At 67.8% G+C, this 21,419-nt stretch carries 20 protein-coding genes, 5 pseudogenes and 1 riboswitch; of the genes and pseudogenes, 11 read left to right on the top strand and 14 right to left on the bottom strand.

Translation table 11 applies throughout. The features are described 5' to 3' along the window. Window positions 1-219 precede the first annotated feature (219 nt). The 3 genes from QA802_RS40845 to QA802_RS40855 all read right to left on the bottom strand — a co-directional run bounded on the left by QA802_RS40845 (window position 220) and on the right by QA802_RS40855 (window position 2,229). Complete coding sequence (locus tag QA802_RS40845) at window positions 220-723, bottom strand: hypothetical protein (protein WP_334534106.1); 504 nt, start codon at window positions 721-723, stop codon at window positions 220-222. Between the two features lie 198 nt (window positions 724-921). Continuing rightward, a complete protein-coding gene (locus tag QA802_RS40850; RefSeq protein ID WP_334534108.1) occupies window positions 922-1,365 on the bottom strand; it encodes a hypothetical protein in 444 nt (147 codons plus the stop codon). A gap of 165 nt (window positions 1,366-1,530) precedes the next feature. Beyond that, window positions 1,531-2,229 (bottom strand): hypothetical protein, encoded by a 699-nt coding sequence (locus tag QA802_RS40855; protein WP_334534111.1) that lies wholly within the window; start codon window positions 2,227-2,229, stop codon window positions 1,531-1,533. A gap of 274 nt (window positions 2,230-2,503) precedes the next feature. Here QA802_RS40855 and QA802_RS40860 point away from each other — a divergent pair, with 274 nt between their 5' ends. The 3 genes and pseudogenes from QA802_RS40860 to QA802_RS40870 all read left to right on the top strand — a co-directional run. After that, window positions 2,504-3,436: an AlbA family DNA-binding domain-containing protein gene (locus QA802_RS40860; protein WP_334534114.1), complete on the top strand. Its 933-nt coding sequence runs from the start codon at window positions 2,504-2,506 to the stop codon at window positions 3,434-3,436. 528 nt (window positions 3,437-3,964) lie between these two features. Then, a complete protein-coding gene (locus QA802_RS40865; RefSeq protein WP_334534117.1) occupies window positions 3,965-4,300 on the top strand; it encodes a hypothetical protein in 336 nt (111 codons plus the stop codon). After that, a pseudogene (locus tag QA802_RS40870) lies at window positions 4,278-4,844 on the top strand (DUF6192 family protein); the annotation flags it as partial. The gene QA802_RS40865 and the pseudogene QA802_RS40870, both read left to right, overlap by 23 nt. On the opposite strand, the gene QA802_RS40875 reads toward QA802_RS40870, so the two are convergent. Next, the gene (locus QA802_RS40875; RefSeq protein WP_334535231.1) at window positions 4,781-4,939 is read right to left on the bottom strand and encodes a hypothetical protein; all 159 of its coding nucleotides are present in this window, start codon (window positions 4,937-4,939) and stop codon (window positions 4,781-4,783) included. The pseudogene QA802_RS40870 and the gene QA802_RS40875 sit on opposite strands and share 64 nt — an antisense overlap. A gap of 29 nt (window positions 4,940-4,968) precedes the next feature. Between QA802_RS40875 and QA802_RS40880 the strand changes: the two genes are divergently transcribed. Together QA802_RS40880 and QA802_RS40885 are read left to right on the top strand one after the other, a co-directional pair. Next, a complete protein-coding gene (locus tag QA802_RS40880; protein WP_334534120.1) occupies window positions 4,969-5,376 on the top strand; it encodes a hypothetical protein in 408 nt (135 codons plus the stop codon). Between the two features lie 39 nt (window positions 5,377-5,415). Further along, window positions 5,416-6,272 (top strand): annotated as a pseudogene (locus QA802_RS40885) (IS5 family transposase). 66 nt (window positions 6,273-6,338) lie between these two features. On the opposite strand, the gene QA802_RS40890 reads toward QA802_RS40885, so the two are convergent. Then, window positions 6,339-6,743: a hypothetical protein gene (locus tag QA802_RS40890; protein ID WP_334534123.1), complete on the bottom strand. Its 405-nt coding sequence runs from the start codon at window positions 6,741-6,743 to the stop codon at window positions 6,339-6,341. Between the two features lie 417 nt (window positions 6,744-7,160). Here QA802_RS40890 and QA802_RS40895 point away from each other — a divergent pair, with 417 nt between their 5' ends. After that, window positions 7,161-8,351 (top strand): IS110 family RNA-guided transposase, encoded by a 1,191-nt coding sequence (locus QA802_RS40895; protein ID WP_334519052.1) that lies wholly within the window; start codon window positions 7,161-7,163, stop codon window positions 8,349-8,351. A gap of 445 nt (window positions 8,352-8,796) precedes the next feature. Here QA802_RS40895 and QA802_RS40900 read toward each other — a convergent pair whose 3' ends face one another. Together QA802_RS40900 and QA802_RS40905 are read right to left on the bottom strand one after the other, a co-directional pair. Beyond that, window positions 8,797-9,201, bottom strand: a complete 405-nt coding sequence (locus QA802_RS40900) for a pyridoxamine 5'-phosphate oxidase family protein (protein WP_334534127.1) — start codon at window positions 9,199-9,201, stop codon at window positions 8,797-8,799. After that, window positions 9,198-9,890 (bottom strand): NAD(P)-dependent oxidoreductase, encoded by a 693-nt coding sequence (locus QA802_RS40905; RefSeq protein ID WP_334534130.1) that lies wholly within the window; start codon window positions 9,888-9,890, stop codon window positions 9,198-9,200. Before QA802_RS40905 ends, QA802_RS40900 begins: the two co-directional genes overlap by 4 nt. Before the next feature lie 76 nt (window positions 9,891-9,966). Between QA802_RS40905 and QA802_RS40910 the strand changes: the two genes are divergently transcribed. Continuing rightward, window positions 9,967-10,623, top strand: coding sequence for a TetR/AcrR family transcriptional regulator (locus tag QA802_RS40910; RefSeq protein ID WP_334534133.1), 657 nt, complete (start codon window positions 9,967-9,969; stop codon window positions 10,621-10,623). A 23-nt stretch (window positions 10,624-10,646) separates the two neighbouring features. On the opposite strand, the gene QA802_RS41865 is transcribed toward QA802_RS40910, so the two are convergent. Next, a complete protein-coding gene (locus QA802_RS41865) occupies window positions 10,647-10,751 on the bottom strand; it encodes a helix-turn-helix domain-containing protein (protein WP_443042325.1) in 105 nt (34 codons plus the stop codon). A 55-nt stretch (window positions 10,752-10,806) separates the two neighbouring features. Here QA802_RS41865 and QA802_RS40915 point away from each other — a divergent pair, with 55 nt between their 5' ends. Next, entirely contained in the window at window positions 10,807-11,127 is a 321-nt protein-coding gene (locus QA802_RS40915) for a hypothetical protein (protein WP_334534135.1), read from the top strand. Window positions 11,128-11,409: 282 nt separating this feature from the next. Here the strand turns inward: QA802_RS40915 and QA802_RS40920 are convergent, their stop codons facing one another. Beyond that, on the bottom strand, window positions 11,410-11,790 hold the full coding sequence (locus QA802_RS40920; RefSeq protein ID WP_334534137.1) for a transposase: 381 nt from the start codon (window positions 11,788-11,790) through the stop codon (window positions 11,410-11,412). A gap of 352 nt (window positions 11,791-12,142) precedes the next feature. Between QA802_RS40920 and QA802_RS40925 the strand changes: the two genes are divergently transcribed. Next, window positions 12,143-12,520: a DUF4259 domain-containing protein gene (locus tag QA802_RS40925; protein WP_334534140.1), complete on the top strand. Its 378-nt coding sequence runs from the start codon at window positions 12,143-12,145 to the stop codon at window positions 12,518-12,520. Between the two features lie 613 nt (window positions 12,521-13,133). On the opposite strand, the pseudogene QA802_RS40930 reads toward QA802_RS40925, so the two are convergent. The 4 genes and pseudogenes from QA802_RS40930 to QA802_RS40945 all read right to left on the bottom strand — a co-directional run. Then, a pseudogene (locus QA802_RS40930) lies at window positions 13,134-13,844 on the bottom strand (IS256 family transposase); the annotation flags it as partial. Window positions 13,845-13,881: 37 nt separating this feature from the next. Further along, window positions 13,882-15,459 carry an ISL3 family transposase gene (locus QA802_RS40935; RefSeq protein WP_443042248.1) on the bottom strand — a complete coding sequence of 526 codons (1,578 nt, stop codon included), beginning with the start codon at window positions 15,457-15,459 and terminating at the stop codon, window positions 13,882-13,884. Window positions 15,460-15,541: 82 nt separating this feature from the next. Beyond that, a pseudogene (locus QA802_RS40940) lies at window positions 15,542-16,030 on the bottom strand (transposase); the annotation flags it as partial. A 44-nt stretch (window positions 16,031-16,074) separates the two neighbouring features. Then, window positions 16,075-17,226 (bottom strand): ISAs1 family transposase, encoded by a 1,152-nt coding sequence (locus tag QA802_RS40945; protein WP_334518345.1) that lies wholly within the window; start codon window positions 17,224-17,226, stop codon window positions 16,075-16,077. Window positions 17,227-17,533: 307 nt separating this feature from the next. On the opposite strand from QA802_RS40945, the gene istA reads away from it, so the two are divergent. Then, on the top strand, window positions 17,534-19,171 hold the full coding sequence (istA, locus tag QA802_RS40950; protein ID WP_334535194.1) for an IS21 family transposase: 1,638 nt from the start codon (window positions 17,534-17,536) through the stop codon (window positions 19,169-19,171). Then, window positions 19,168-19,960, top strand: a pseudogene (gene istB, locus QA802_RS40955) (IS21-like element helper ATPase IstB). Before istA ends, istB begins: the two are co-directional and overlap by 4 nt. A 147-nt stretch (window positions 19,961-20,107) precedes the next feature. On the opposite strand, the gene QA802_RS40960 reads toward istB, so the two are convergent. Beyond that, complete coding sequence (locus tag QA802_RS40960) at window positions 20,108-20,974, bottom strand: bifunctional 5,10-methylenetetrahydrofolate dehydrogenase/5,10-methenyltetrahydrofolate cyclohydrolase (RefSeq protein ID WP_334534146.1); 867 nt, start codon at window positions 20,972-20,974, stop codon at window positions 20,108-20,110. Between the two features lie 22 nt (window positions 20,975-20,996). Continuing rightward, window positions 20,997-21,082: riboswitch (ZMP/ZTP riboswitch) on the bottom strand. Window positions 21,083-21,419 lie beyond the last annotated feature (337 nt).

Raw genomic sequence — 21,419 nt, forward strand, 5'->3', positions numbered from 1 at the left:
CGATGTCGGCCGGAGTGAAAGAATGCTTTACTGTAAGGCGAGAGTGCGGCCGAAGTATGCGGTGCGCGGCTGCCCCATAACGCGGTCTCATGCAGGCTCTTCTAAAGGCTGTTAGCGCCAGTTTGGACGGGCGGTCCGCTGCCATATCCACTACCCGGTATTTGCGCCGTTCGAATCCTGAGCTGGGCAAACGCGCAGCGAAGCTTTGCAAACAGGCACTCAGCGCCCCGGCCGCGTAGGGCGGCGGGGCGCGGTGCGGGGGTGAGTCGCGCGGCGCATGGTCAGTCGTCGGAGCTCAGGCCGCTGGCGCGGGCGATGCCGGCAGGCTCGCTGTAGAGGGCCTGCTGCCTCGGTGACGAAGTGACGGTGCTTTTCGCGCAACTCCTGCAGTTTCGCCGGGTCGTCGGCGGCGGAGGCTTCCACGATGGCGAAGCCGGGGCTGCCGTCGGGGCCGGGCATCTCCACGAGTCGGTGGTCCATGCGGCCGGTCAGGAGAATCGCCAGGACCGTCGCGTACTCCCGCTGCACATCATCGGTGAACTGTGAGGCGTCACCGACAGGGCCGGCCTGATGACCCTCGGCTATCAGGTGCGCTGTCTCGTGCACGGCCTTGGCCAGGACGTCGTACTGCTCGGGGTCCATGCGGGCCTTGAGCGTCTCCATGTAGAGGGAGACGTTGTCGATCCTGCCGTCGTCCGAGCCGGAGTCGTTCGCGTCGTTCATCTCGACAGCCTGGCCCGGGAGGCTGCAGGCGTCCAGGCCCGTACGCGGGGCGGCGCAGAGCGGTACAAGTACAAGTACCGGTATGGCGTCCATTCGGATCCGGCAGCCGGCCGTGGTGGACCGGGCCCGTCGAAGCGCTGTGCAGGCTCAGGCGGGCATCGGTGCCGGACGCAGCGACGCGAGCGGAGAGCGCCGGAGTCACCTCACGCTGACCGGTTCGGCCTCGTCGGCCAGGTCGGTCAGGATGTCGCTGATGCCCTCGATCAGCCGTGAGAAGTCCTTATCGCCCAGTCCTGCCCGCACGCACTCCACGACACGGGCGGCCCATTCCACCCGCGAGGGAAGGTCCAGGTTGACACCCAACTCCTTGTTGGGGGCGAGCTCCTGGAAGATGAAGTGCAGGAAGCCAGCGGTCATCAGGGCGCCTGGTGCGGTGTATTGCCGGTGAGCCTCTGCCGCCGCCCGGACCAGGCCTTGGGCGTTGGCCGGGTCATACGTCTTCATCGCGGTGTCGAGCAGAGCCCACGCGCCTGCCAGGTGGGCATCCATTTGCCGGCGCCGCCCTGGGACGGGCGGATTGCCGAACCGGCGCGCCACTTTCCCATGCAACTCTGCGCGATCGATGACGTCATTGAGGTCCATGCCCGTATCGCTATCCCGGTGGACAGCCGAGCGCATGAGACACAGCCGCAGGGCACGCCCCGTTCACCTCGATGGCGCAGTGCCGCGAGCGGAGCGCCCGGCCGTACAGGATGCTCCCCGAGCAGGCAGCGGTGGCACGACACCGACCGCGGCACTGCCGGCACCTCAGCGCTCGGCCTGCTCACGCAGGAAGCGGCGATCCTTAATCCGCCGACGCACCTGCCACCAGCGGGCGGTGTAGGCAAGGTCTTCCCGGCAGACGTCCAGGAACGCATCCTGGGCGGCCACCACAGCATCGGCCTGCTGGAAGCGGTCGGCGCTCTTCTCGTTCAAGTCCAGGTCGCCGGTCGCGGCAACAAGGGTCTCCGCGGCGGCGATGACGTGCACGCTGCCGCACAGCCGAACGCCCTGCAGCGCGCCGATGAGTTCACTGCTGAGCTCCCATGCCTGGGGCAACTGACCCAGCAACACCTTGTTCGCCGCCCGCCCGGCCTCACGCCGGAGGTGGGCGAACTGGTAGGCGTAGCCGAACGAGCGGGCGGAGGCGTCCAGCAGCCGCCGGTATGCCTCCGCGCGGTCCTCGTTGCTGCCTAGCCGGGGCACGCCTGTGGGTCGGTACCGTCCGATCAGAGCGCTGGCCACGCTGCCCGTGGCCTTGATGCCGGCAGCGGCCATGCCCGGCGTTATGAAGGTCATGCCCGGTTCTACCACCCGGCGGTCCCGGCGCTGGCCGGGACGCCGCAGCAGCCGAACCAGGTGAGCCGTTCCGTAGGCGGTGCTGGTCAGGTTGCGCAGCAGCGTCAGGGCATCGCTGTCGGGCGCAGCCGCCAGGTCGGTCAGGTAGTGAAGCAGATGGAACAGCACAACGGCCTCCGGGACGTCGGCGGACGGTTCTCGCCCCTTGCCGAGTCCGGGAGGCCGCCAGAGTGCAGCGGCGCCCGATGTGTTCCGAATGAGTACGGGGGCTCTCCTGTTCAGGATGAGCCATCAGTTTCCTGGAGCGTTAATCACCGCCCACCAGCGCAGAGGGAAAGCGTCTCTGACAGAGGCCGATACGCCCTCTACGGCGCGCATGGCACGCACATGGACAAGACTGCACGAACACCTCGGATGCCCGCCTGGTCCTCTCACCTTCGACATGGTCCGCCAGGCCGCGGTAGACAACCTGGAGGAGTCCGACGACCTGGACTGGAAGGAGATGCTTCCCCAGCCGCCCCGGGACGGCCGGTGGAACGAGTTCGCCAAGGACGTCGCCGCCATGGCAAACACCCGCGGCGGGCTGATCATCTTCGGGGTCCAGGACAAGACGACCGTCCTGACGGGCATCGACCCCGACGAGGTCAACCGGCAGCAGTACGCCCAGTGGATCCGCAACCACGTCCAGCCCTACCTGCCGGACCTGGACATATTCGAGCTGACCGACGGGACGAAGACGGTCCTGGTCGTCGATGTGCCAGCCAGCGAGATGGCACCGCACTTCGTGTACGGCGGCGCAGCACGCGACAAGGAACAGCAGACTGCGGTCGTCCCCTACCGGGACAACGACCACACCGCCTGGATGGCAGAGCACCAGATCGAGCGGGCCTACCGCGACCGCTTCGCCCGCGTCGGCCGGGCAGAGGAAGAAATCCAGCGTCACATCGACTTCACCACCCAGACCATCTCCGCGCACGCCTACGCGCCCTCGGCATGGTTCCTCGCGGTCTCCCGGCCTCAGCGGCCCCTGCCGCGCGGTGCCTATACGATGAACCGTGATGAGGCACGGGAGGTCCTGGAGGCCGCCAAGACACGAGCCCGCCTTCTGCACGCGAGAGAGCTGGTGCCCGGCCCCCTGGTCGGGATGGGGCCGGATATCCGGCTTAACCCGCGCCCCGGTCTGCGCCGCTGGGTGTGCAACAACCTCCAGTCACCCATGAACCGGGAGATCATCACCGAGCTGCACTACGACGGCACTGTGGTGATGGCCGCCAACCTGTCCTTCATCCGCGAGGGGGGCGCGGAGCTCCCAGGAAAAGACGACGGCCTCCGGGTGTCTGAGTGCGTGTTTTTGAAGGCTGGTGTTGAGGTCTGAACGTTGCGACGATCAGGGTTGTGGTGTCGCGAGGGGTGGTTCGGCGGTACTGCCGGGAGTGTGGTGATCCGTTGCCGTCGACGAGGGCGGTGACGGCAGTGTCTGCTCCAGCAGATGCAGGTCGCGGCACTGGCGGGTGCTTGAGCAGACCCGGCTGAGGGTGGTGGCGATCCAGTCCGGGGAACAGGCTGAGTGCCCGGTGTGCAGGCGGTGCTGGACGGTGGGGGTCGAGCGCGCACGGTCGGCGGTGTACTGCTCGCCGCGGTGCCGGGTGACAGCCTGTCGGGAACGGCAGGCGTCACGAAACAGTGTTGCGGAAACGCCGTAGCCGAACGGAAGTTGGGCCCCGGGGTCCCCGTGCGTTGTTCACGGACCGAATTGGCGGACGGTGTGCGCTTCGAGCGCCCCCGTTTCGCGCTCTGCCCCGCGATCTCGGGTCCGCGCCACCGTTTGAGGTGGACTGGAAGGGTGTCATGTTGACGGTTGCCGTGGGGCGGCCGGCCCGGCCAGGGCGGGATGGTGAGCGTCGTGTCGGAGCGGATCGGGAACGTCACTCGGGCGCGTTACGAGCAGATCGTGGCCGAGGCGCGGGAGCTGATCGCGCAGGTCTCGCGAGCTCAATTCGCTCTGGGTGACAAGGCGTTGGAGATTGAGCCGATGAGGCCGGTGGGCGGTTCGATGCCGAACGGGACCGACGATCTGTACACGGTGGAAGAGTCGTTGCAGATCTTCGCCGACGACATCGGGGTCGCGCGGGCGAACAGTGGAGGACTGGCGGTGGACGGCGAACAGGTGGCCGGCCGCGTGGCGCAGAGACGGGGTGTCCTTCACCGTGCACCGGGTGCTGGCGTCGGTCACGGATGAGGCGGAACGGTGGGCGGCGATCGAGGATCCGCCGTTCAACCAGCGCACCGGTCAGCGCCGCAGGACGCCGGACTCCGGGAAGCGGCTGGTGGGGCAGCGGGTGGAGCGTCCGGTGACGGTGGAGGAGAAGGTCCAGGCGGTGACCCACCTGGTCCGCGACGACGAGGTCGCCGGGCAGGTCGCCACCGGTCTGCTGCGGCGCCCGGCGGTTTCCTCGCAGGTCAGCCCGGAGGACAAGGTAAGGGTCGTGCAGGAGCTGGCCCGGGACGACGAGGTCGCCGGGCAGGTCACGGCCGATCTGCTGCAATGGCCGGCGGTCGCGCGGCGGGTGATGCGGGACACCACCACGCGGATGGCGGTCAACCGGGCGCAGTTCGACAACTCCGAGGAGACCCGCGAGCAGATCCGCGAGCGGACTCCGGCGGTGCGGCAGATCGAGCACACCATCGAGTATCTGGACCTGGTGGGGTCCTGTCACAGCTACGTCGCCGCGTTGGGCAGGCTGGTGCCGCGGCTACGGGGCCAGGAGTTCACCAAGGACGAGCGCGAGACCGTCCGCCGGGGCATCGCGAAGGTGCGGGCGGCGGCCGACTGGCTCGAATCGCGGTCGACCACGGCGAGTTCACCCTCGACGAGCAACTGGCCGCGCTCCTCAAAGGCGAGTAGCCGTGCCCCGTGCGGCACGGCCGCTCGCGGAGCACTACGGCGACCTGGTCTGGGCCTCACTGATCGAGGCCCGTCCCGCCGGACTCCACACCCGGCAGCTGGTGGCCGCGACGCGGCTGAAGAAATCCCAGGTCGCCCGGGGGATCCGACATCTTCGCGACGTCGCGGCGGCGGAACACCTCACCCCGATCATCTACACCTACAAGGACGGCTACGTCTTCTCCGATGAGCCGGCGGACTGGATCGAGTACGAGAAGAAGCAGTTCCGGCAGATCCTCGGTCGTCTCACCCGGGTGATCACGGGCACGCTCGACCCGCACCTGGCCCGCTGCCCGGAGGACGAGTGGGCCCAGCTCGCCGTCGCCCAGCTCACCGGGGTGCGCGCCACCCTCGCCCAGCTCTCCAAATAGCCTCCGCCTCAACCTCCCGCCCCGTCTACCGAGACCGCTATGCCCACCGTCCAGCGCCGCCGCTGCTATCCCTCGGACACCACCCCCGCCGAATGGGCCCTGCTCCAGCCCCTGCTTCCGGGTCCCGGCCTGCCAGACCAAGAAGGGCGGTCGGCCGGAGAAGCACCCGCGCCGCGAGATCGTCGATGCGATCCGTTACATCACCGACAACGGCGCGAAGTGGCGCGCTCTGCCCTCCGACTACCCTCCGTGGGAGACGGTCTACGGGTTCTTCGCCCGCTGGAACCGCCGCGGCGTGGTCACTTATATCCGTGACCAGCTCCGGCGTCGTCTGCGTACTGGCCTGGGACGATGCCCCTATCCGGTCACGCTGATCATCGATTCGCAGTCGGTCAAGGGCGCCTCCACGGTAAGCAGGGCGACGCGAGGCTTCGATCCCGCGAAATTGATCAACGGGCGGAAGAGACACGTCGCGGTGGACACGAAGGGCTTCCCAATGATTATGGTGACGCCCGCCGACATGCAGGACCGGGACGCCGCCCGCGAACTCCTCTGGCGCCTTCGTCTCACGCACCCTCAGATCACCCAGGCCTGGGCCGACTCCGCCTACGCCGGCCAACTCGTCACCTGGGCCGAGGACTTCCTCCACATCACTCTCAAGACCGTCTCCCGCCCCAAGGGTGCCAAAGGGTTCGTCGTCCTCCCGCGCCGCTGGCGTGTGGAACGCACACTGGGATGGATCATGAACGCCCGCCGCAACGCGAGGGACTACGAACGCCTGCCCCAACACAGTGAAGCTCACCTGAACTGGTCACTCATCACCCCTCATGACCAGGCGACTGACCCGGAAGAAGCCAGCCCGAGGTTGGGCGAAGAAGCCGAATCCCACGGGCTGAGACGGCCTACGAGGACGCACCAGGATCATCGTGGCAGCGGGCAGGAGCCGGTGAGGCCGCCGAGCCTCAGTCGCCGTACCGGATGGAGATCTTGTCCGTGCAGTTGTCGGGCAAATTGTTGATCCGCTCGCACACCCTCATCCACTCGATGAAGTTGATCACGAAATACGACCCAGCCGTTACGCAGACGCCGTTAGAGCCGCTCGAGTCAGTCCAACTCAGGGTTTCTCCGGCTTCATTCTGCAGTTGGATGTAGACCCCACGGCCGTCCGCCTCGTTGTCGCAGATGACGACGCGGCCAGCCGCATTGTAGTTGCCGGCCCAAAGCTCACCGACGTCGCTCCCGTGCTTCTGGAACACGAGCGGCCGGTCGGCTGCAGCCGCCGGTTCGGCCACGACAAGACTCGCGGCGATAGCGGTGGTGGTGAGGAATGCTGCGGTTACTCGCTTGCGGACCCTGCTCAGCTCCATGACTGTTGCTCCCCCGTAATTATGGTCTACCCAATCTGTTGGTCTTGGAGCTTAGTTCATCCGTTGCTCCTGCGTACCTATAACTTTGCAGGGACTGTGACCATGCCATTCCCCCGCCCACCTGGTGCCGGCAGAATCTGCCTACCGCACAGAACCGGATTTGAGATCCGCCAAGGTTCAAAAACACTCCCTACGTTGTTCTGCGGGACGCGGTGAGCCCCTCGTATGGTTCACCCACCCAGGGGTGCCGGGTGTGGTTCAAAACGCTCTGCCGCTGGTGGCTTTCAGTGATTGGCCGCCCGGTGCCCCACGACGACTCGGCTGCCAATTAGGAATTGCGAATGATCGCTGAGTAGGGAATCGACAGCGAGGTCGTCCGTCGGGAGGCACCAGCACCACCCCTCACGGAGGCATCACATGGCCATGATCTGGGCCGGCATCGACGCAGGCAAGACCCATCACCACTGCGTCGCGATCGACGAGAGCGGCCACCGGTTGCTGTCCCGTCGCGTCGCCAACGACGAACCCGAACTCCTCGAGCTCATCGCAGATGTCCTGGACCTGAGCGACGAGGTGACCTGGGGCATCGACCTGGCCGACGGCGGCGCCGCCCTGGCCATCACGATCCTGTTCAACCACGGCCAGCCGGTGCACTACATCTCGGGCCGGGCCATCCACCGCGCCTCCGAGAGCTACCGAGGCGAAGGCAAGACCGATGCCAAGGACGCCGCGGTCATCGCCGACCAGGTCCGCATCCGACGGGACCTGCACCCCTTACGCACCGGCGACGAGACCGTCACCGACCTCAAGATCCTCACCGGCCGTCGCATGGATCTGGTCGCCGACCGCACCCGCACCGTCAACCGGCTCCGAGCCCACCTCACCGACATCTTCCCTGGTCTGGAGCGGGCCCTCGACCTGACCAACACCGGTCCGCTCGTGCTGCTGACCGGCTACCAGGCCCCGGCCGCCATTCGCCGGATCGGGGTCAAACGGCTGGAGACCTGGCTGCGCAATCGCAGGGTCCTGCGCGCTGACCGGCTCGCCGAGACAGCCGTCGAAGCGGCCGGGCGCCAGCACGCCAGCCTGCCAGGGGAGAAACTGACCGCCCAGCTCGTGCACACCCTGGCGGCAGAGGTGATGGCCCTCAACCAGCAGATCACCGAGATGGACAAGGCGATCGAGGCCCGGTTTCGCGAGCATCAGGACTTCGAAGTGATCACCAGCATGCCCGGCCTGGGCGTGATCCTCGGTGCCGAGTTCCTGGCCGCGACCGGCGGCGACATGAGCCTCTTCGGCACCGCAGACCGCCTCGCCGGCTTCGGCGGCGTTGCACCCGTTCCGCGCGACTCCGGCAAGATCAGCGGCAACCTCCGCCGCCCACGCCGCTACAACCGCCGGCTCCAACGCGTCTTCTACATCTCCGCGTTGTTCAGCATCCGTCACTGCGAGGACTCCCGCCGGTTTTACGAACGCAAGCGCGCCGAAGGAAAGCGCCACATCCAGGCAGTCCTGGCCCTGGCCCGCCGACGCGTTAACGTCCTCTGGGCCCTCCTACGCGACGGACGGCCCTACGAGGCCGTGCCTCCCACTGCCCTGGCCGCTTGACAATCGGCATTAGGAATCACTGAGCACGGACGTACCTTTCCGACCCGCGCGCCAACGCGGGCCTACTCGGTGACCATCACAGGATCATTCGGGAAGGTACGCCCTCGGCGTTCCACCCGGGACTGATCCACAGGTATCGAGCATTGCTCGGCGCCCGATGAGCTGTACCTGCAAGTCATGGGCGACAACCATGCCGCGCGCCGGCTGTACGACGACGTCGGATTCCGCGTCTCGCACACCTACTACTACCGGCTCAAGCCCTGAGCCGGTCCCTGCCTCCGAGCCCCGGGCCCGACTTTCGGGCGGCGCTCACAAAATCGGCTGCCCCCCTTCGGAAGACGAACGGCAGCCCGTCGGGGTCGCCGGACTCGCGGTAGTGGAGGGTGGAGTCGAGGACGGGGAGGATGGGCACGGCGGCGTTTCACTTCGCTTTCAACACGGGGATTCAGAGGTTGAGGCTCAGGACACGGTCGACGGCGATCTCGACGACGACCAGGTCCAGCGGGGCGGGCGGGGCCGCGCGGTAGCGGACGGTGTAGCGGCGGACCGCCTCGGCCAAGCGCGCGGGGTCGTCGGTGACGGCGGCCCGGCCTTCGAGGGTGACCCAGCGGAAGCCGTCTGCCTGGCAGAGCGCGACACGGGCCGTCGGGCCGCCCGCCACCACGTTCCGGGCCTTGCGGGACCCCGCCCCGGTGGTCACCCGGACCAGGCCGGTGGACGCGTCGAAGGTGAAGCGGACAGGGGTGACGTGCGGGGCGCCGTCGGGGCGGAGGGTGGTGAGGGTGGCCGTGTGAGGGCGAGTGAGGAACGCCCGTGTGGCGGCCGGGAGTTCGACGGTCGCCCGGCTCACTTCTTCTTCACGCCCTCATTCCAGATCAGCTTGGCGATGTTCGGCTTCACGGCCGTGGTGATGACACCCATGGCTGTACGGACGTACCGCCGCTCCTCCAGCTCGCGCAGCATGCTCGCGGCGAGGTCGGCACGGGCGGTGAAGACGCCGTCGGCGCTGGTCTCGGCGGTGTGGTAGTCCGTGACGAGGGGGTGCTCGAAGAGGCCCGAGGGTCGGACGAGGGTCCAGTCTAGGTCCGTCTGACGGATCACGGCCTCCATGCGGCGCATGTCCTCGTGGAGGGTACGGCCCAGGCGTCGGTTCACCAGCGGGTCGAGCACGTGGTTGAAGAAGTGCGCGCCGGTGGGACGCCAGTTCGGGTCGGCGATGCTGGAGCTGACGGTGAGGAGCCGCTTGATGCCGTGGCGGGGCATGGCCCCGGTGATGGCCGTGGCGCTCGCCGAGTACGTGGTGATGGTCTCCTTGCTGAAGCGCGCGCCCAACGCGGACAGGACGGCGTCCGTCCCGCCGATCGCTGCGTCGACGGCCTCCGGGTCGGTGGCGTCGGCGACGGCCACAGCGAGGCCGGGTCGCGTGGGGAGGGAGCCGGGGCGGCGGGTCACGGCGACGACCTCGTGGCCGGCGGCGAGGGCCTGGTCGGTGAGGTGGCGGCCGGTGGGTCCGTTGGCGCCGAAGACTGCGATACGCATGGTGTCGGGTCATCCCTTCGTGTGGTTACCGGAACGCCCTTGACTGTGCCGATCAGGAAACGCAGGCTCAACGCTGATGAATAACGCCGCCCCTGCCCCCGCCCGCACCCGAGGCCGCCCCCGCGGCAACCCGCCGACCCGTGAGTCGATCGTCTCGGCGGCACGGGCGCTGTTCCTGCAGCGCGGCTACCGACGTACCACCCTGCGCGCGGTGGCCGGGGCCGCCGGGGTCGACCCGGCGCTGATCGCGTACCACTTCGGCTCGAAGAAGGGCCTGTTCGCGGATGTGATGCAGTTCCAGTGCGCCAATGCGCTGGCGGTGGACGACGTCCTCGGCGGCGACCAGGCCGGCCTCCCCGACCGCCTGATCGACGCGGTGACGGACCTGTGGGAGGACGCCGACTTCCTGCAGCTCACCGCCCAGAGCGACGAGGCTGCCGAGGTGATCCGCGAATACCTGGAACGCGAGTTGCTGGCCCGGCTTGTTGAATTTCTCGGCGGCCGGGACGCGACCGCCCGCGCCACGGCCGTGGTGACGATCCTCGGCGGCCTCATCTACACCCGCTACCTCAACCCCCTCCCCACCCCCGCCGCCCTCACCCCGTCCGAGACCCGCCACATCCTCACCCCGGCACTGCGCGCGGCACTGGCCCCTAGGCCGCGCACCGAGGCAACCACCAGAGCGGGCCGTCGGGGCTCGCCAACCTCCGGTGGAGGCCCCGTCCGGCCTTGACCACCTCAGCACATCCGGTACGGCTACCCCTGTAGGTAGCGGTGCAGGGAGGTTTTCGGGATGCCGGTCTTGGTGCTGATCTCCCCGTAGCTGCTGCCCTGCTCCTTGAGCAGGCGCGCGTACTCGATCTTGCTGCCGCGGTGTGGTCGGGCCCGTCGTGGGCGCTCCGCTCAGCGTGCCGCCGTGGTGGTCCCGCGTCCGGCGACCTCGCCGGGAGGGCCGCCGAGCCGTGGCGACTGGCGACCACACGGCCGCGATCAGCTGGGAACTGCCGCCCACGAGGTCCTCTTCGAGGCCACCGTCGATTCGCTGCGCCGCGTCTTCGCCGTTCCGGACGACGTTGCTGGCATCACCGAAGGACTCGTGCGCCACTGGCGCACCCCCGAGGGGGAGTACGGGGAGGAGTGGGAACGGGCATCCGAGGTGCGGAAGTCGATCGAGGCGTTCCACTCGCCGGATGGAGGTGCCATTGTGATCGTCCGATTCGTGGGTGGCCCGCTTTAAGGGTGCTTTAAGGGCAATACCAGTAACTTAAGGTTTACTGGATAGCGGCTGCGTGGGACCTTGGTCGGTGGATTGATCGAGGCTGTGCGCCAGTGCGGGGCGATGGCCACGGCTTCGGCCGGGCTCCGGTCGGGCTGTGGCGGGCGTCGGTGTTCGTCGCGTTTGACGCCGAAGTTGGACATCTTGCGTTTGACGGCTCGGGGGTTGAAGCGTCTGCGGCGGAGGGGCAGCTGGTGCCGGGCTATCTCCCGTAGGCCCTCGGAGAGGGCCGTGGCCAGGTGGTCAGGGGGAAAAGGCCGCCTGCGCGGTGACCTGGCGGCGTGCGGGACGGATGCTGCGGGTGAAGGAGAGCCGGTCGGCGTCGAGTTGGGAGGCGTCCGCGGTGTCGTGCATCAGGCTACGGATGGCGTAGTGGACCAGCAGATGGCCCCAGACCTCCTGCTCGACGCCGTCGGGCGAGCGGGAGCGAAGGACCTGGGCGGGTCCGCGTTGATGAGTCTTCAGCTCGTCCAGGGCGGTCTCGATCTCCCACCGTTCGTGGTAGAGGGCGGCCAGGTCGGTGGCGGACGCGGCCTCGGGGTCGAGGATCGTGGTGATCAGCCGATAGGGAGCATTCTGCTCGGGGAATCCGGGGCCTTGCAGGGTGTACTCGATGACCCGCACCGCCGTGGGTCGGCGCGTTTGCGGTGGTCCTTCGCAGCGACGATCTCCGACAAGTACGAGCCGTCGGGAAGTTCCTCGCGGACCGGCAGCACCTGGTGAGTACGGATCCGCCACAACAGGTCCGCGCCGCCGGCCGAGGCGGCGCGCCACAGATCCAGACCGCTGAGTGCCTGTTCCTGATCCGGGCATGCCAAGCGGCGGGAAGATGGCCGACGGGCGACTACCGGCTCTGACACATGAGACCTGTCCACGTCGTTCCGGGCATCCCTGCCTGCCGCACCTCTGTGCGGTCCGGTTGTCAGTACGCGCTGATACAACTCGTGCGTACCGACCCAACCAACAGAGGAGACCCATGGGCGACTGGGGAACCGGCAACTTCGACAGCGACACGGCCGCAGACCACCTGTCGATCCTCACGGACCGGCTCATCACCGAGGTGGCGGACGCGATGGCCGGCGACCCGGTCGAGATCGAGCCCGACGAGTACTGGGGAATTGCGGTGCCGGCCAACCTGGAGCTGCTGAGCCTTCTGGCGCGGCAGGGGTACGTGGGGGCATCGCTGCCCGAGGCCGAGGTGGTCGCGGGGTGGAAGAAGACGTTCATGGCGGTATGGGAGGGCCGCATCGACGCCTTGACGCCCTCATCGGGTTACAAGGACGAGCGACGCGCAGTCCTGATCCGTACTTTCGACGAGCTGGCCGATCTCAGGAGGAAGGAGGACTCGGACTGAGGCCTGCCCCCCGAACGGATGCTCACACGGCGTGCAGGACGAGCGGCACCTCCGCTCCATCAGCCGGTACGGCGGCCTGGAGGACCCCGGTCCGCTCGCCAGGACGAGATGCGCATCCGGACCGCCGCTTATTGACCCCAGGCTCTTCGACCTCGCGGTGGGTGGCTGCGAATGACTTCTCGTTCTCCTGGGGCCAACCGACACGTTCGAAGCCACGGCGGGGGACTGCCGACGGCCAACTTCGTTTCGTACGGTGGCAGCATGCGCAGGGACGGCGTTCCTCGGCTGAGGCTGGTTGTGGTCACGGACGACCGCGATGATGGGCCTCGGTTGTGCCGTGGGTGCGGTGGTCCGCTGATGCCGTCGGCAAGGGCGACAGCGGTCTTCTGCTCGTCCGTCTGCCGATCGCGGCATTGGCGGCGGATGCGGCGAGCGAGGGCGAGAACCGAGGCGGTGAAGGTCGGTGTGACGTCCAGCTGCCCGGAGTGCGGGACGTCGTGGACGGTCGGGGTCGACCATCCCGCCTCGGCAATGTACTGCTCTACCGTCTGCCGCAAACGGGCCTGGCACAGACGGGTCTGTGTAGTGAACGGTGGAACTCGGTCGGTTTTGTTTAGCGGCGTCCGGCGGTGAGCCGGCCGTCGAAGGTGATGTCGAAGGCTTGGAGTGCTGCCTTCCAGCGCATGGTCCAGCGTTTGCGTCCGGTGCCGGTCGGGTCCAGGCTCATGACGGCCAGGTAGACGCATTTGAGGGCGGCCTGGTCGGTGGGGAAGTGTCCCCGGGCCCGGACGGCCTTGCGGATCCGCGCGTTGATGCTCTCGATTGCGTTGGTGGTGCAGATGATCTTGCGGATCTCCACGTCGAACCGGAGGAAGGGCACGAACTCCGCCCAGGCCGCTTCCCAGAGCCGGACGATCGCCGGATACTTCCCGCCCCAGGCGTCGGTGAACTCCACGAACCGCTCCAGGGCGGCGTCCTCGGTCGGCGCGGTGTAGACGGGCCTGAGCGCCTTCGCGATCTTCTCCCAGTCCTGCCGGGCCGCGTAACGAAAGCTGTTCCGCAGCAGGTGAACGACACAAGTCTGGACGATCGTCGCAGGCCAGACGGTATTCACGGCGTCCGGGAGCCCGGTCAGGCCATCGCAGACCAGCATCAGGACGTCGGCCGCGCCGCGGTTCTTGATCTCGGTCAGGACCTGGAGCCAGTACTTTGCGCCCTCCCCGCCGTCGCCGATCCACAGGCCCAGGATGTCCCGGTGCCCCTCGGCGGTGACCGCCACCGCCATGTAGACCGGACGGTTGGCGACCTGCCCGTCCCTGACCTTGGTTCTGTCGACGATCTTGTGATCCGGACCGTGCTGCTCATCGTGTGAGCAGGACGCGTTTGCGAAGGAGATCGAGGCTGGCCCGGCCGAACATCTGGCGCTTCAGCATCTTCAGCCGGTTGATGTTGCCCTCGACAGCGCCGGAGCTGTGGGGCAGGGACAGCCCGTTGCGGACAGCGTCGAAGTCGCGGCGGAGGTTGTGGGCGAAGCCTGCGAGTGGAGCCAGGTTGTCCTGTTCGACAGTGGCGATCCAGTCCTCGAGGCGGTCGCCGTGGCGTCCGGTCATCATCGCGGCGAACTTTCTGACGTGACCGGTGAGCCGGTCCAGCTCGGGATCGCGCTCACGCAGGCGGTGCAGCTCGTCGGCATCCCTGCCCCGCAGGTGTTCGGGGTGGGTCATGATCCAGGAAGTGACCTCGCGGACCGACGGGGGCTTGGGGCCCACGGCAGGTGCGTGTCCGCGCCCGGTGCGGTAGCGCCGCAGGTGTCGTTGGACGGCCAACTCCCCACCCGGGTAGCCAAGTTGTTGTATCTCGCGGTAGAGCTGTGCGGCGTTTCTGACGCCTTCGTTCCAACGCCGGTGCAGGTAGCCGACGTACGGGTCCACGATGTGCGCCCGCTGCAGGCTCTTGGCAACGACATCGTCCGCGGAGCGGGCACCCACCAGCTTGCGGACAGTGGCCTGGTGCAGCTCGAGTTTCCGGCCGATCGCCGCCTTCGACATCCCCTGTTCCCACAGTTCGTGGGCGGCAGCATGCTGCTCACGCAGCCGGGTCACGATCTTCAGCTCTTTTGGTGGCTGGACCACCTCGGGCTTTGCCTCCAGGTGGTCGGGGTTGCCTTCCCGGCCGGGAGGCGGTTCAGCCAGGCGGGAGCGATAGGCGTTGACTGTCTTCTCGACCGCCTGGCCGAGGTTGGCCCACAGGTGGTAGCGGTCAGCGACCTGCTCGGCCTGCGGTGCCCCGGCCCGTGCTCCCTCGCCGTAACCGCTGGAACGGTCCCGGCAGATCACCTTCACCTCGGGGTGACCTTGCAGCCAGGCGGCCAGGTCCTCGCCCTCGCGCCCGTCATAGAGGTGCAGTGGCCGGTGGGTGGCCATGTCGATCAATATGGTGCCGTAGTGGCGGCCCTTGCGGAAGGCGAAGTCGTCGACGCCGAGTATCTCCACCTCGCCGGTCTCCGGTTCGGGCAGGGTCCTGACCAGCCGCAGGAGGGTGTCCTTGCCCACGGCGATGCCGGCCGCGGCCGCCAGGCGGGCTCCTGCCCGGCCGGCCAGAGCCAGCCCGATGTGCGTCAACAGTCCGCGCAGCAGCGGGGTGTAGCGGCTGTGCGGAGTGGTCAGTCCCGTGATCTGTTCGGCGAACGTCACCACCGTGCAGGCGGGGTTCTCGCAGCGGAAGCGGCGTACACATAACTCGATCACGACACCGAGACCGCCCACCGCGACGTCACGGAGCTTGCGTGCGTACCGGCCGTGCACCCGAGCCGAGCTCTGTCCGCACCGGCAGGACCCGGTCGCCGCCCGCACCCGTGTCCTCAACAGCACCTTGTCCGGCCGTCGCTCGACCTCCTCGATCGTCAACGCGGACAGGTACGGAAAAAGCTCCAAGAGCACATCACGAGGGCACCCGATGCATGATCGCGAACAGTCGGCGCGACCTGCTCAACCGTCCGGATCACAAGATCGTTGACAGAACCCTGACCTTCACGTTCACACAGTCGATGAAGACGACCGGGTAGACGCTGTCCAGCGGGCGGTTCTGCCATTCCGTCATGCCGGCCATCACGCTGTCGGTGATCGTGGAGATCGTGGACTTGGAGATCTCCGTGCCGTAGACCTCGCCGAGGTGCGCGGAGATCTCCCCATGCGTCAGCCCTTTCGCCGACAGCGACAGGACCATCTCGTCCACCCCGCCCAGACGCCGCTGCCGCTTCTTGACCAGCTGCGGCTCGAACGACCCGGCCCGGTCCCGCGGGACAGCGATCTCGACCGGCCCAGACTCGGTGATCACCGTCTTGGACCGGTGGCCGTTGCGGTAGTTCTCCCGGCCGCCCTCGGCCCGCTCACCGGGCTCGTGCCCCAGATGATCGGTGAGCTCGCCCTCCAGCGCGGACTCCAGCACCCGCTTGGTCAGCTGCTGCAGAAGGCCGCCCTCCCCGGTGAGCTTCACGCCACCGGCCTGAGCCGGCAGGGCGATTGCAAAGTCCGTTGATCGTGTGTTGGCGCAGGTCAGTTGAGTCCGAGGAGTGCCAGTGGCCGCTCGTAGGGGCGGAGGGCTGTCGTGCGGAGTCCGGCGGCGATGTTGGTGTGGCCGGCGTTGCGGAGCTGGTTGATGGCGAAACTGCGCAGGGTGGCCATGTTCTCCGGGCCGTGCCCGGTGCGGATCTTCGAGGCGTCCTCGCGAAAGGCGGTGTCCCGGACGAAGTGGAGCCTGTTCTCGATCACCCAGTGCGCCCTCAGGATCTTCGCGATGCGTTCCGGGGATGCCTGGCGGCTGGTCAGGTCGGTGATGACGTAGACGGTCTCGCGGCTCTGCTTACCGGTCTTGGCGTCGGTGCGGTGGCGTACGACCTTGGCGACCTGGGCGGCGTGGGGGAAGTCGACGCCGAGGTCGGTGACGGTCAGGGCCTGCACGACCCGGGTTTCCTTGCGGCCGTGGCCGGTGGTTCGGTCGTAGAACTTCGCCGTCGCCTCGCCCCAGGGCAGCGTTCGCAACTGCTCGTAGAGGTTCTTCTGGTTCCGCTTCACCGTGAAGACGTAGTGCGCTTTCTTCGCCTCGACGAGGAAGCGGGCGTGGTCGCGCTGGGTGTGGAGAGCATCGCCGGTCACGGTGACTCCTTGCAGGTCATAGGGGTCCAGGAGAGCGGCGAAGCACGTGATCTCGTTCGTCTTCTCCGGGACTCGGAGCTGGGTGACGGTCATTCCGGTGCCGGTCATCGCGGCCAGCAGGTGGGCGGCCTGGGTGGCGCCGAGGCGCGAGCCGCGGGCGCTCTTGCCGTCCACGGCGAGGGTGTCCGCGCCGGCCGGGTCGTGGCCGAGGAGGTCGGCCAGACCGCCGGGGCAGGTGTCCTTGATGACCCGGCGGATCGTCGCGCCACTGGGTGGGACCCGGACGGCCAGAGCGGTCGCGGTGCGGGCGCCGAGCCGGGCCAGAACGTCCTGCGGGGCGTCGGTGGCCCACTCATCGATCGCCGCGAAGCTACTCGCCCCGGTCACCACAGCGGAGCAGACGATCAGCAGTACTGCCACGAAGGGGTGACGCTTCCCGCGCCGGCACCGCGGATCGGCCAGCGTGGCCAGCCGCTCGGCCAGCGGACCCGTCGCACAGTGCTGACGGGTGGGCGACTTGACCAGACAGACGGTGGCAGACTGACGGCACATCGAAGCTCCGTTGGGCGCAGGCGACTTGGCAAGGTCACCTCCGCAACGGAGCTTCGTTGCGTCCGGTCGCGCACCCTCCCGGCATCGTCACACCGCCGTGACCTGCACACTCACGAGATCACCGCGACTTTGCAATCGCCCTGCCTGAGCCGGTGGCTTTGTTCACGAGTCGTGACGGCGGTTGTACACGGGTTTGGGAGGCGCCCGTTTCCACGGTCGGGTGATGTTCACGAGTTTTGAAGGCAGTGGGGGGCTTGCCAGGACAGCATCGGGGTGTTCCCGGTGAAAGGGCCTGGTCATGCCGCAGATGTCGAAGGTCGAGCTGTACGCGGCGATCCGTCGGGACCACCGGGCCGGCGTGACGATGCGGGAGCTGGAGCGCAAGTACAACGTCGCCTGGCGGACGGTGCGCAAGGCCCTGGACTCGGCCTGGCCGGAGCCGCGCAAGCCGCTGCCGCCGCGGCCGTCAGCGCTGGATCCGTACAAGGCGGTGATCGACGGGATCCTGCGGGCTGACCTGGATGCGCCGCGCAAGCAGCGGCACACGGTCACGCGGATCTTCCACCGGCTGGTCGAGGAACACGGCGCCCACGTGTCGTATCCAATGGTCAGGCGCTATGTCGCCGACCGGAAGCCGCAGATTGCGGTGGAGGCGGGTAAGGCACCCATCGAGGCGTTCATCCCGCAGACCCACCCACCCGGCATGGAGGCGGAGGTCGACTTCGGCGACGTGGCCGTGCGGCTCGCCGGCGAGATGGTGACCTGCTACCTGTTCTCCTTCCGCTTGTCGTATTCGGGCAAGGCCGTCCACCGGGTGTTCGCCTCTGCCGGCCAAGAAGCCTTCTTCGAGGGGCACGTACACGCGCTGCGGGTGCTGGGCGGTGTCCCGCGAGGCCGGGTCCGCTACGACAACCTCAAGGCTGCTGTCGCCCAGGTGCTCGGGCTCAGCCGGGCGAGGGTGGAAACCGACCGGTGGATCGCCTTCAGATCGCATTTCGGCATCGAGAGCTTCTACTGCCGCCCGGGCATCGACGGCGCTCACGAGAAGGGCGGGGTCGAGGGACAGATCGGCTACTTCCGCCGCAACCACTTCACCCCGGTGCCGGAGGTTTCCTCACTGGCGGAGCTGAACGAGATGGTCGAGCAGTGGGACCTGCACGACGGTCGGCGGCGGATCGGATCGCGGCCGCGGACCATCGACGAGTACTTCGCCGTCGAACAGCCGCTGCTGATGCCGCTGCCGCAGGAGCCGTTCGAGACCGGGCGGGTATTCACTCCCAGGGTCGACCGCTACAGCCAGATCACGGTCCGCACCAACCGCAACTCGGTTCCGGTCCGGCTGATCGGCAAGCGGGTCCGGGTGGTGCTGCACGCCTCTCACCTGGTCGTTTATGACCAGAACGTGGAAGTGGCCCGGCATGAGCGGCTGATCGCCAAGGCTGGCTGCCGCCTGGAGCTGGACCACTACCTCGAAGCCTTGATCCGTAAGCCGGGCGCCTTCCCTGGCGCCACCGCTCTCGAACAGGCCCGTTCCGCAGGCAAGTTCACCCCGGTCCACGACGCCTGGTGGGCTCAGGCCCGCAAGGTCCACGGCGAGCGGGACGGCACCCGGGCCCTGATCGAGGTGCTGCTGCTGGGCCGGCACATCCCCCACGAGCACCTGGTCGCCGGGCTGGCCACCGCCCTGCGGGCCGGGGCCCTGACCGCGGACGCGGTCGCCCTGGAGGCCCGCAAAGCCGCGCAGGCCGACGACGGGCCACCCGCCTCCGGCCGGCCTGCGGGCAGTGGCTCTGAGGTGTCGGGGACCGTGACGTTTCTGCACGAGTGGAAGCTGGCCCACCTTCCGCCGGACACCAGGCCGCTGCCCTCGGTGACCCCCTATGACCAGTTGCTCCGACGTCGTCGCGCCAGCGGCGGTGACCACCGAGAGGGAGAAGCCCAGTGACCTTGCCCCGCCAGAGAGGCTTGACCGGCCGCCGACGCCGCCATCGACACCGCATGCCGCATGCTGCGGCTGCCGTCGATCCGCAACGAGTTCTCCGACATCGCCGACCGGGCGGTGAAGGACCAGATGACTTACCGCGGCTTCCTCGCCGAACTGCTGATGGCCGAGTGCGACGACCGGGCCCGCCGCCGCTCGGAACGCAGGATCAAGGCGGCCGGCTTCCCGAGGGAGAAGTCGCTGCGGACCTTCGACTTCGACGCCAACCCGAACATCGACCCGGCCACCATCCACACCCTGGCCAGCTGCGAGTGGATCAAGAAGAGCCAGCCGCTCTGCCTGATCGGAGACTCCGGCACCGGCAAGTCCCACATGCTCATCGCCCTGGGAACCGAGGCCGCCATGAAGGGCTACCGGGTCCGCTACACACTCGCCACGAAGCTGGTCAACGAGCTGGTCGAGGCCGCCGACGAGAAGCAGCTGAACAAGACCATCGCCCGCTACGGCCGCGTCGATCTCCTCTGCATCGACGAACTCGGCTACATGGAACTCGACCGGCACGGCGCCGAACTCCTCTTCCAGGTCCTGACCGAGCGCGAGGAAAAGAACAGCGTGGCCATCGCCTCCAACGAGTCGTTCGGCGGCTGGACGAAGACGTTCACCGACCCGCGTCTTTGCGCGGCCATCGTCGACCGGCTCACCTTCAACGGCGCCATCATCGAGACCGGAACCGACTCCTACCGCCTCGCCACCACCCGAGCCCGGGCCGCAGAACCCGCCAAGGCCGGCTGACACATTCTCGGGCAGCCTCCTCGGCGGCTCACCGCCCTCACGGGCGGCGAGCCGCCATCGCAAGCACCGCCCGCCAGCTCGACACACGGTTTCCCGTTTTGAGTCGAAACGTTGCTGCCATGCCACCCATGAGCTGCTGGCGAGGCGTCAGTGGCGCTGCATTCCGAGCTGGTCCGCGGCGGCTTCCACGGTCTGCGCGAGCAGGACGGCAATGGTCATCGGCCCGACACCGCCGGGAACCGGAGTGATCAGACGAGCCCGGGTGAGGGCGGTGTCGTAGTCCACATCGCCGACGTTGCCCGGGTTGTAGCCGGCGTCGATCACGACCGCGCCAGGCTTGATGTCCTCACCGCGGATCAGCCTGGGCCGTCCCACGGCTGCTACCACGACGTCCGCTTCCCGGACGATCGCCGACAGGTCCGTCGTGCGGGAGTGGCAGTACGTCACGGTTGCGTCCTTGGCGAGCAGGAGCATCCCGGCTGGCTTGCCGAGAATCGCGCTGCGACCCACCACGACGGCGTGCTTGCCGGCGAGTTCGACGTCGTACGCTTCCAGCAGCTGCATGATCCCACCCGGAGTGCAGGACACGAAGCCTGGCAGCGCGAAGCTCATCGCGGCGAAGGAATGCATCGTGACCCCGTCGACATCCTTCTCCGGAGCGATGGCCTCGAACGCCGCTCGCTCGTCGATGTGCGGGCCACAAGGATGTTGGAGCAGGATGCCGTGCACTTTTGGATCGCCGGAAAGGTCAGCCAGGGTGTCGATCAGCTCGGCGGTCGTGGTGGTGGCGGGCAGACCGATATGCCGAGACTGGATGCCTGCCTTCGCGCACCGCGCTCGTTTCATGCGAACGTACGTGGCCGACGCGGGGTCCTCTCCCACCAGCACCGTCGCCAGACAGGGACTGGTCCCCGTGCGTCGTGAGATCTCCGCCGCCTTGGCAGCAGCCTCTTCGACGATGCGTTTGGCGAGGCTGGTGCCATCCATGAGCTGGGCCGTCTGAGTCGCGGACATCGTTGCCCTCCAGGCGTTGCTGACCACTCGCCCAGGCGCACGGCAACGACGTCTCGTCAGACCGCTCCCCGGTGGTGCTCCACCTCAGCGCCAGTCACGGCCCACGCTGAACTGTAGTAGACGCAGCATGCTCACACCGATCAGCGTCCTCGGTCAGGAGCGACTTGCGAAGGACGATCTCCTCTGCGGTGACGTCAATTCACGTGAACATTCCTGACGCGTCTACGCGTCAGATGCCTCCCGAACTCGCAGACAAATGCTGCTGCCGGAAGTGAACGAAGCCAGCCCGGGCAACCAACGCGGCTACCAGCCCGTCGTCCACGGCGCCCGTCCCACTCACAGCGGCCTTCCCGGCCTCGGTGTCACTCGTCACGTCAGTCATCAACTGTCGCTTCCAGCTCGGGAGTTACACCGCTCACCGTACAGACCCGCCCCGTCAAACAGC

The sequence above is a fragment of the Streptomyces sp. B21-105 genome (assembly GCF_036898465.1).
In the GTDB taxonomy this organism is placed as follows: Bacteria; Actinomycetota; Actinomycetes; order Streptomycetales; family Streptomycetaceae; genus Streptomyces.

Bases quoted from the DNA above. Each gene is read 5' to 3' on its own strand.
- QA802_RS40845 (WP_334534106.1), bottom strand. From the start codon at position 723: ATGAACGACGCGAACGACTCCGGCTCGGACGACGGCAGGATCGACAAC.
- QA802_RS40850 (WP_334534108.1), bottom strand. From the start codon at position 1,365: ATGGACCTCAATGACGTCATCGATCGCGCAGAGTTGCATGGGAAAGTG.
- QA802_RS40860 (WP_334534114.1), top strand. From the start codon at position 2,504: ATGGTCCGCCAGGCCGCGGTAGACAACCTGGAGGAGTCCGACGACCTG.
- QA802_RS40890 (WP_334534123.1), bottom strand. From the start codon at position 6,743: ATGGAGCTGAGCAGGGTCCGCAAGCGAGTAACCGCAGCATTCCTCACC.
- QA802_RS40895 (WP_334519052.1), top strand. From the start codon at position 7,161: ATGGCCATGATCTGGGCCGGCATCGACGCAGGCAAGACCCATCACCAC.
- QA802_RS40905 (WP_334534130.1), bottom strand. From the start codon at position 9,890: ATGCGTATCGCAGTCTTCGGCGCCAACGGACCCACCGGCCGCCACCTC.
- QA802_RS40910 (WP_334534133.1), top strand. From the start codon at position 9,967: ATGAATAACGCCGCCCCTGCCCCCGCCCGCACCCGAGGCCGCCCCCGC.
- QA802_RS40925 (WP_334534140.1), top strand. From the start codon at position 12,143: ATGGGCGACTGGGGAACCGGCAACTTCGACAGCGACACGGCCGCAGAC.
- QA802_RS40945 (WP_334518345.1), bottom strand. From the start codon at position 17,226: ATGTGCCGTCAGTCTGCCACCGTCTGTCTGGTCAAGTCGCCCACCCGT.
- istA (WP_334535194.1), top strand. From the start codon at position 17,534: ATGTCGAAGGTCGAGCTGTACGCGGCGATCCGTCGGGACCACCGGGCC.
- QA802_RS40960 (WP_334534146.1), bottom strand. From the start codon at position 20,974: ATGTCCGCGACTCAGACGGCCCAGCTCATGGATGGCACCAGCCTCGCC.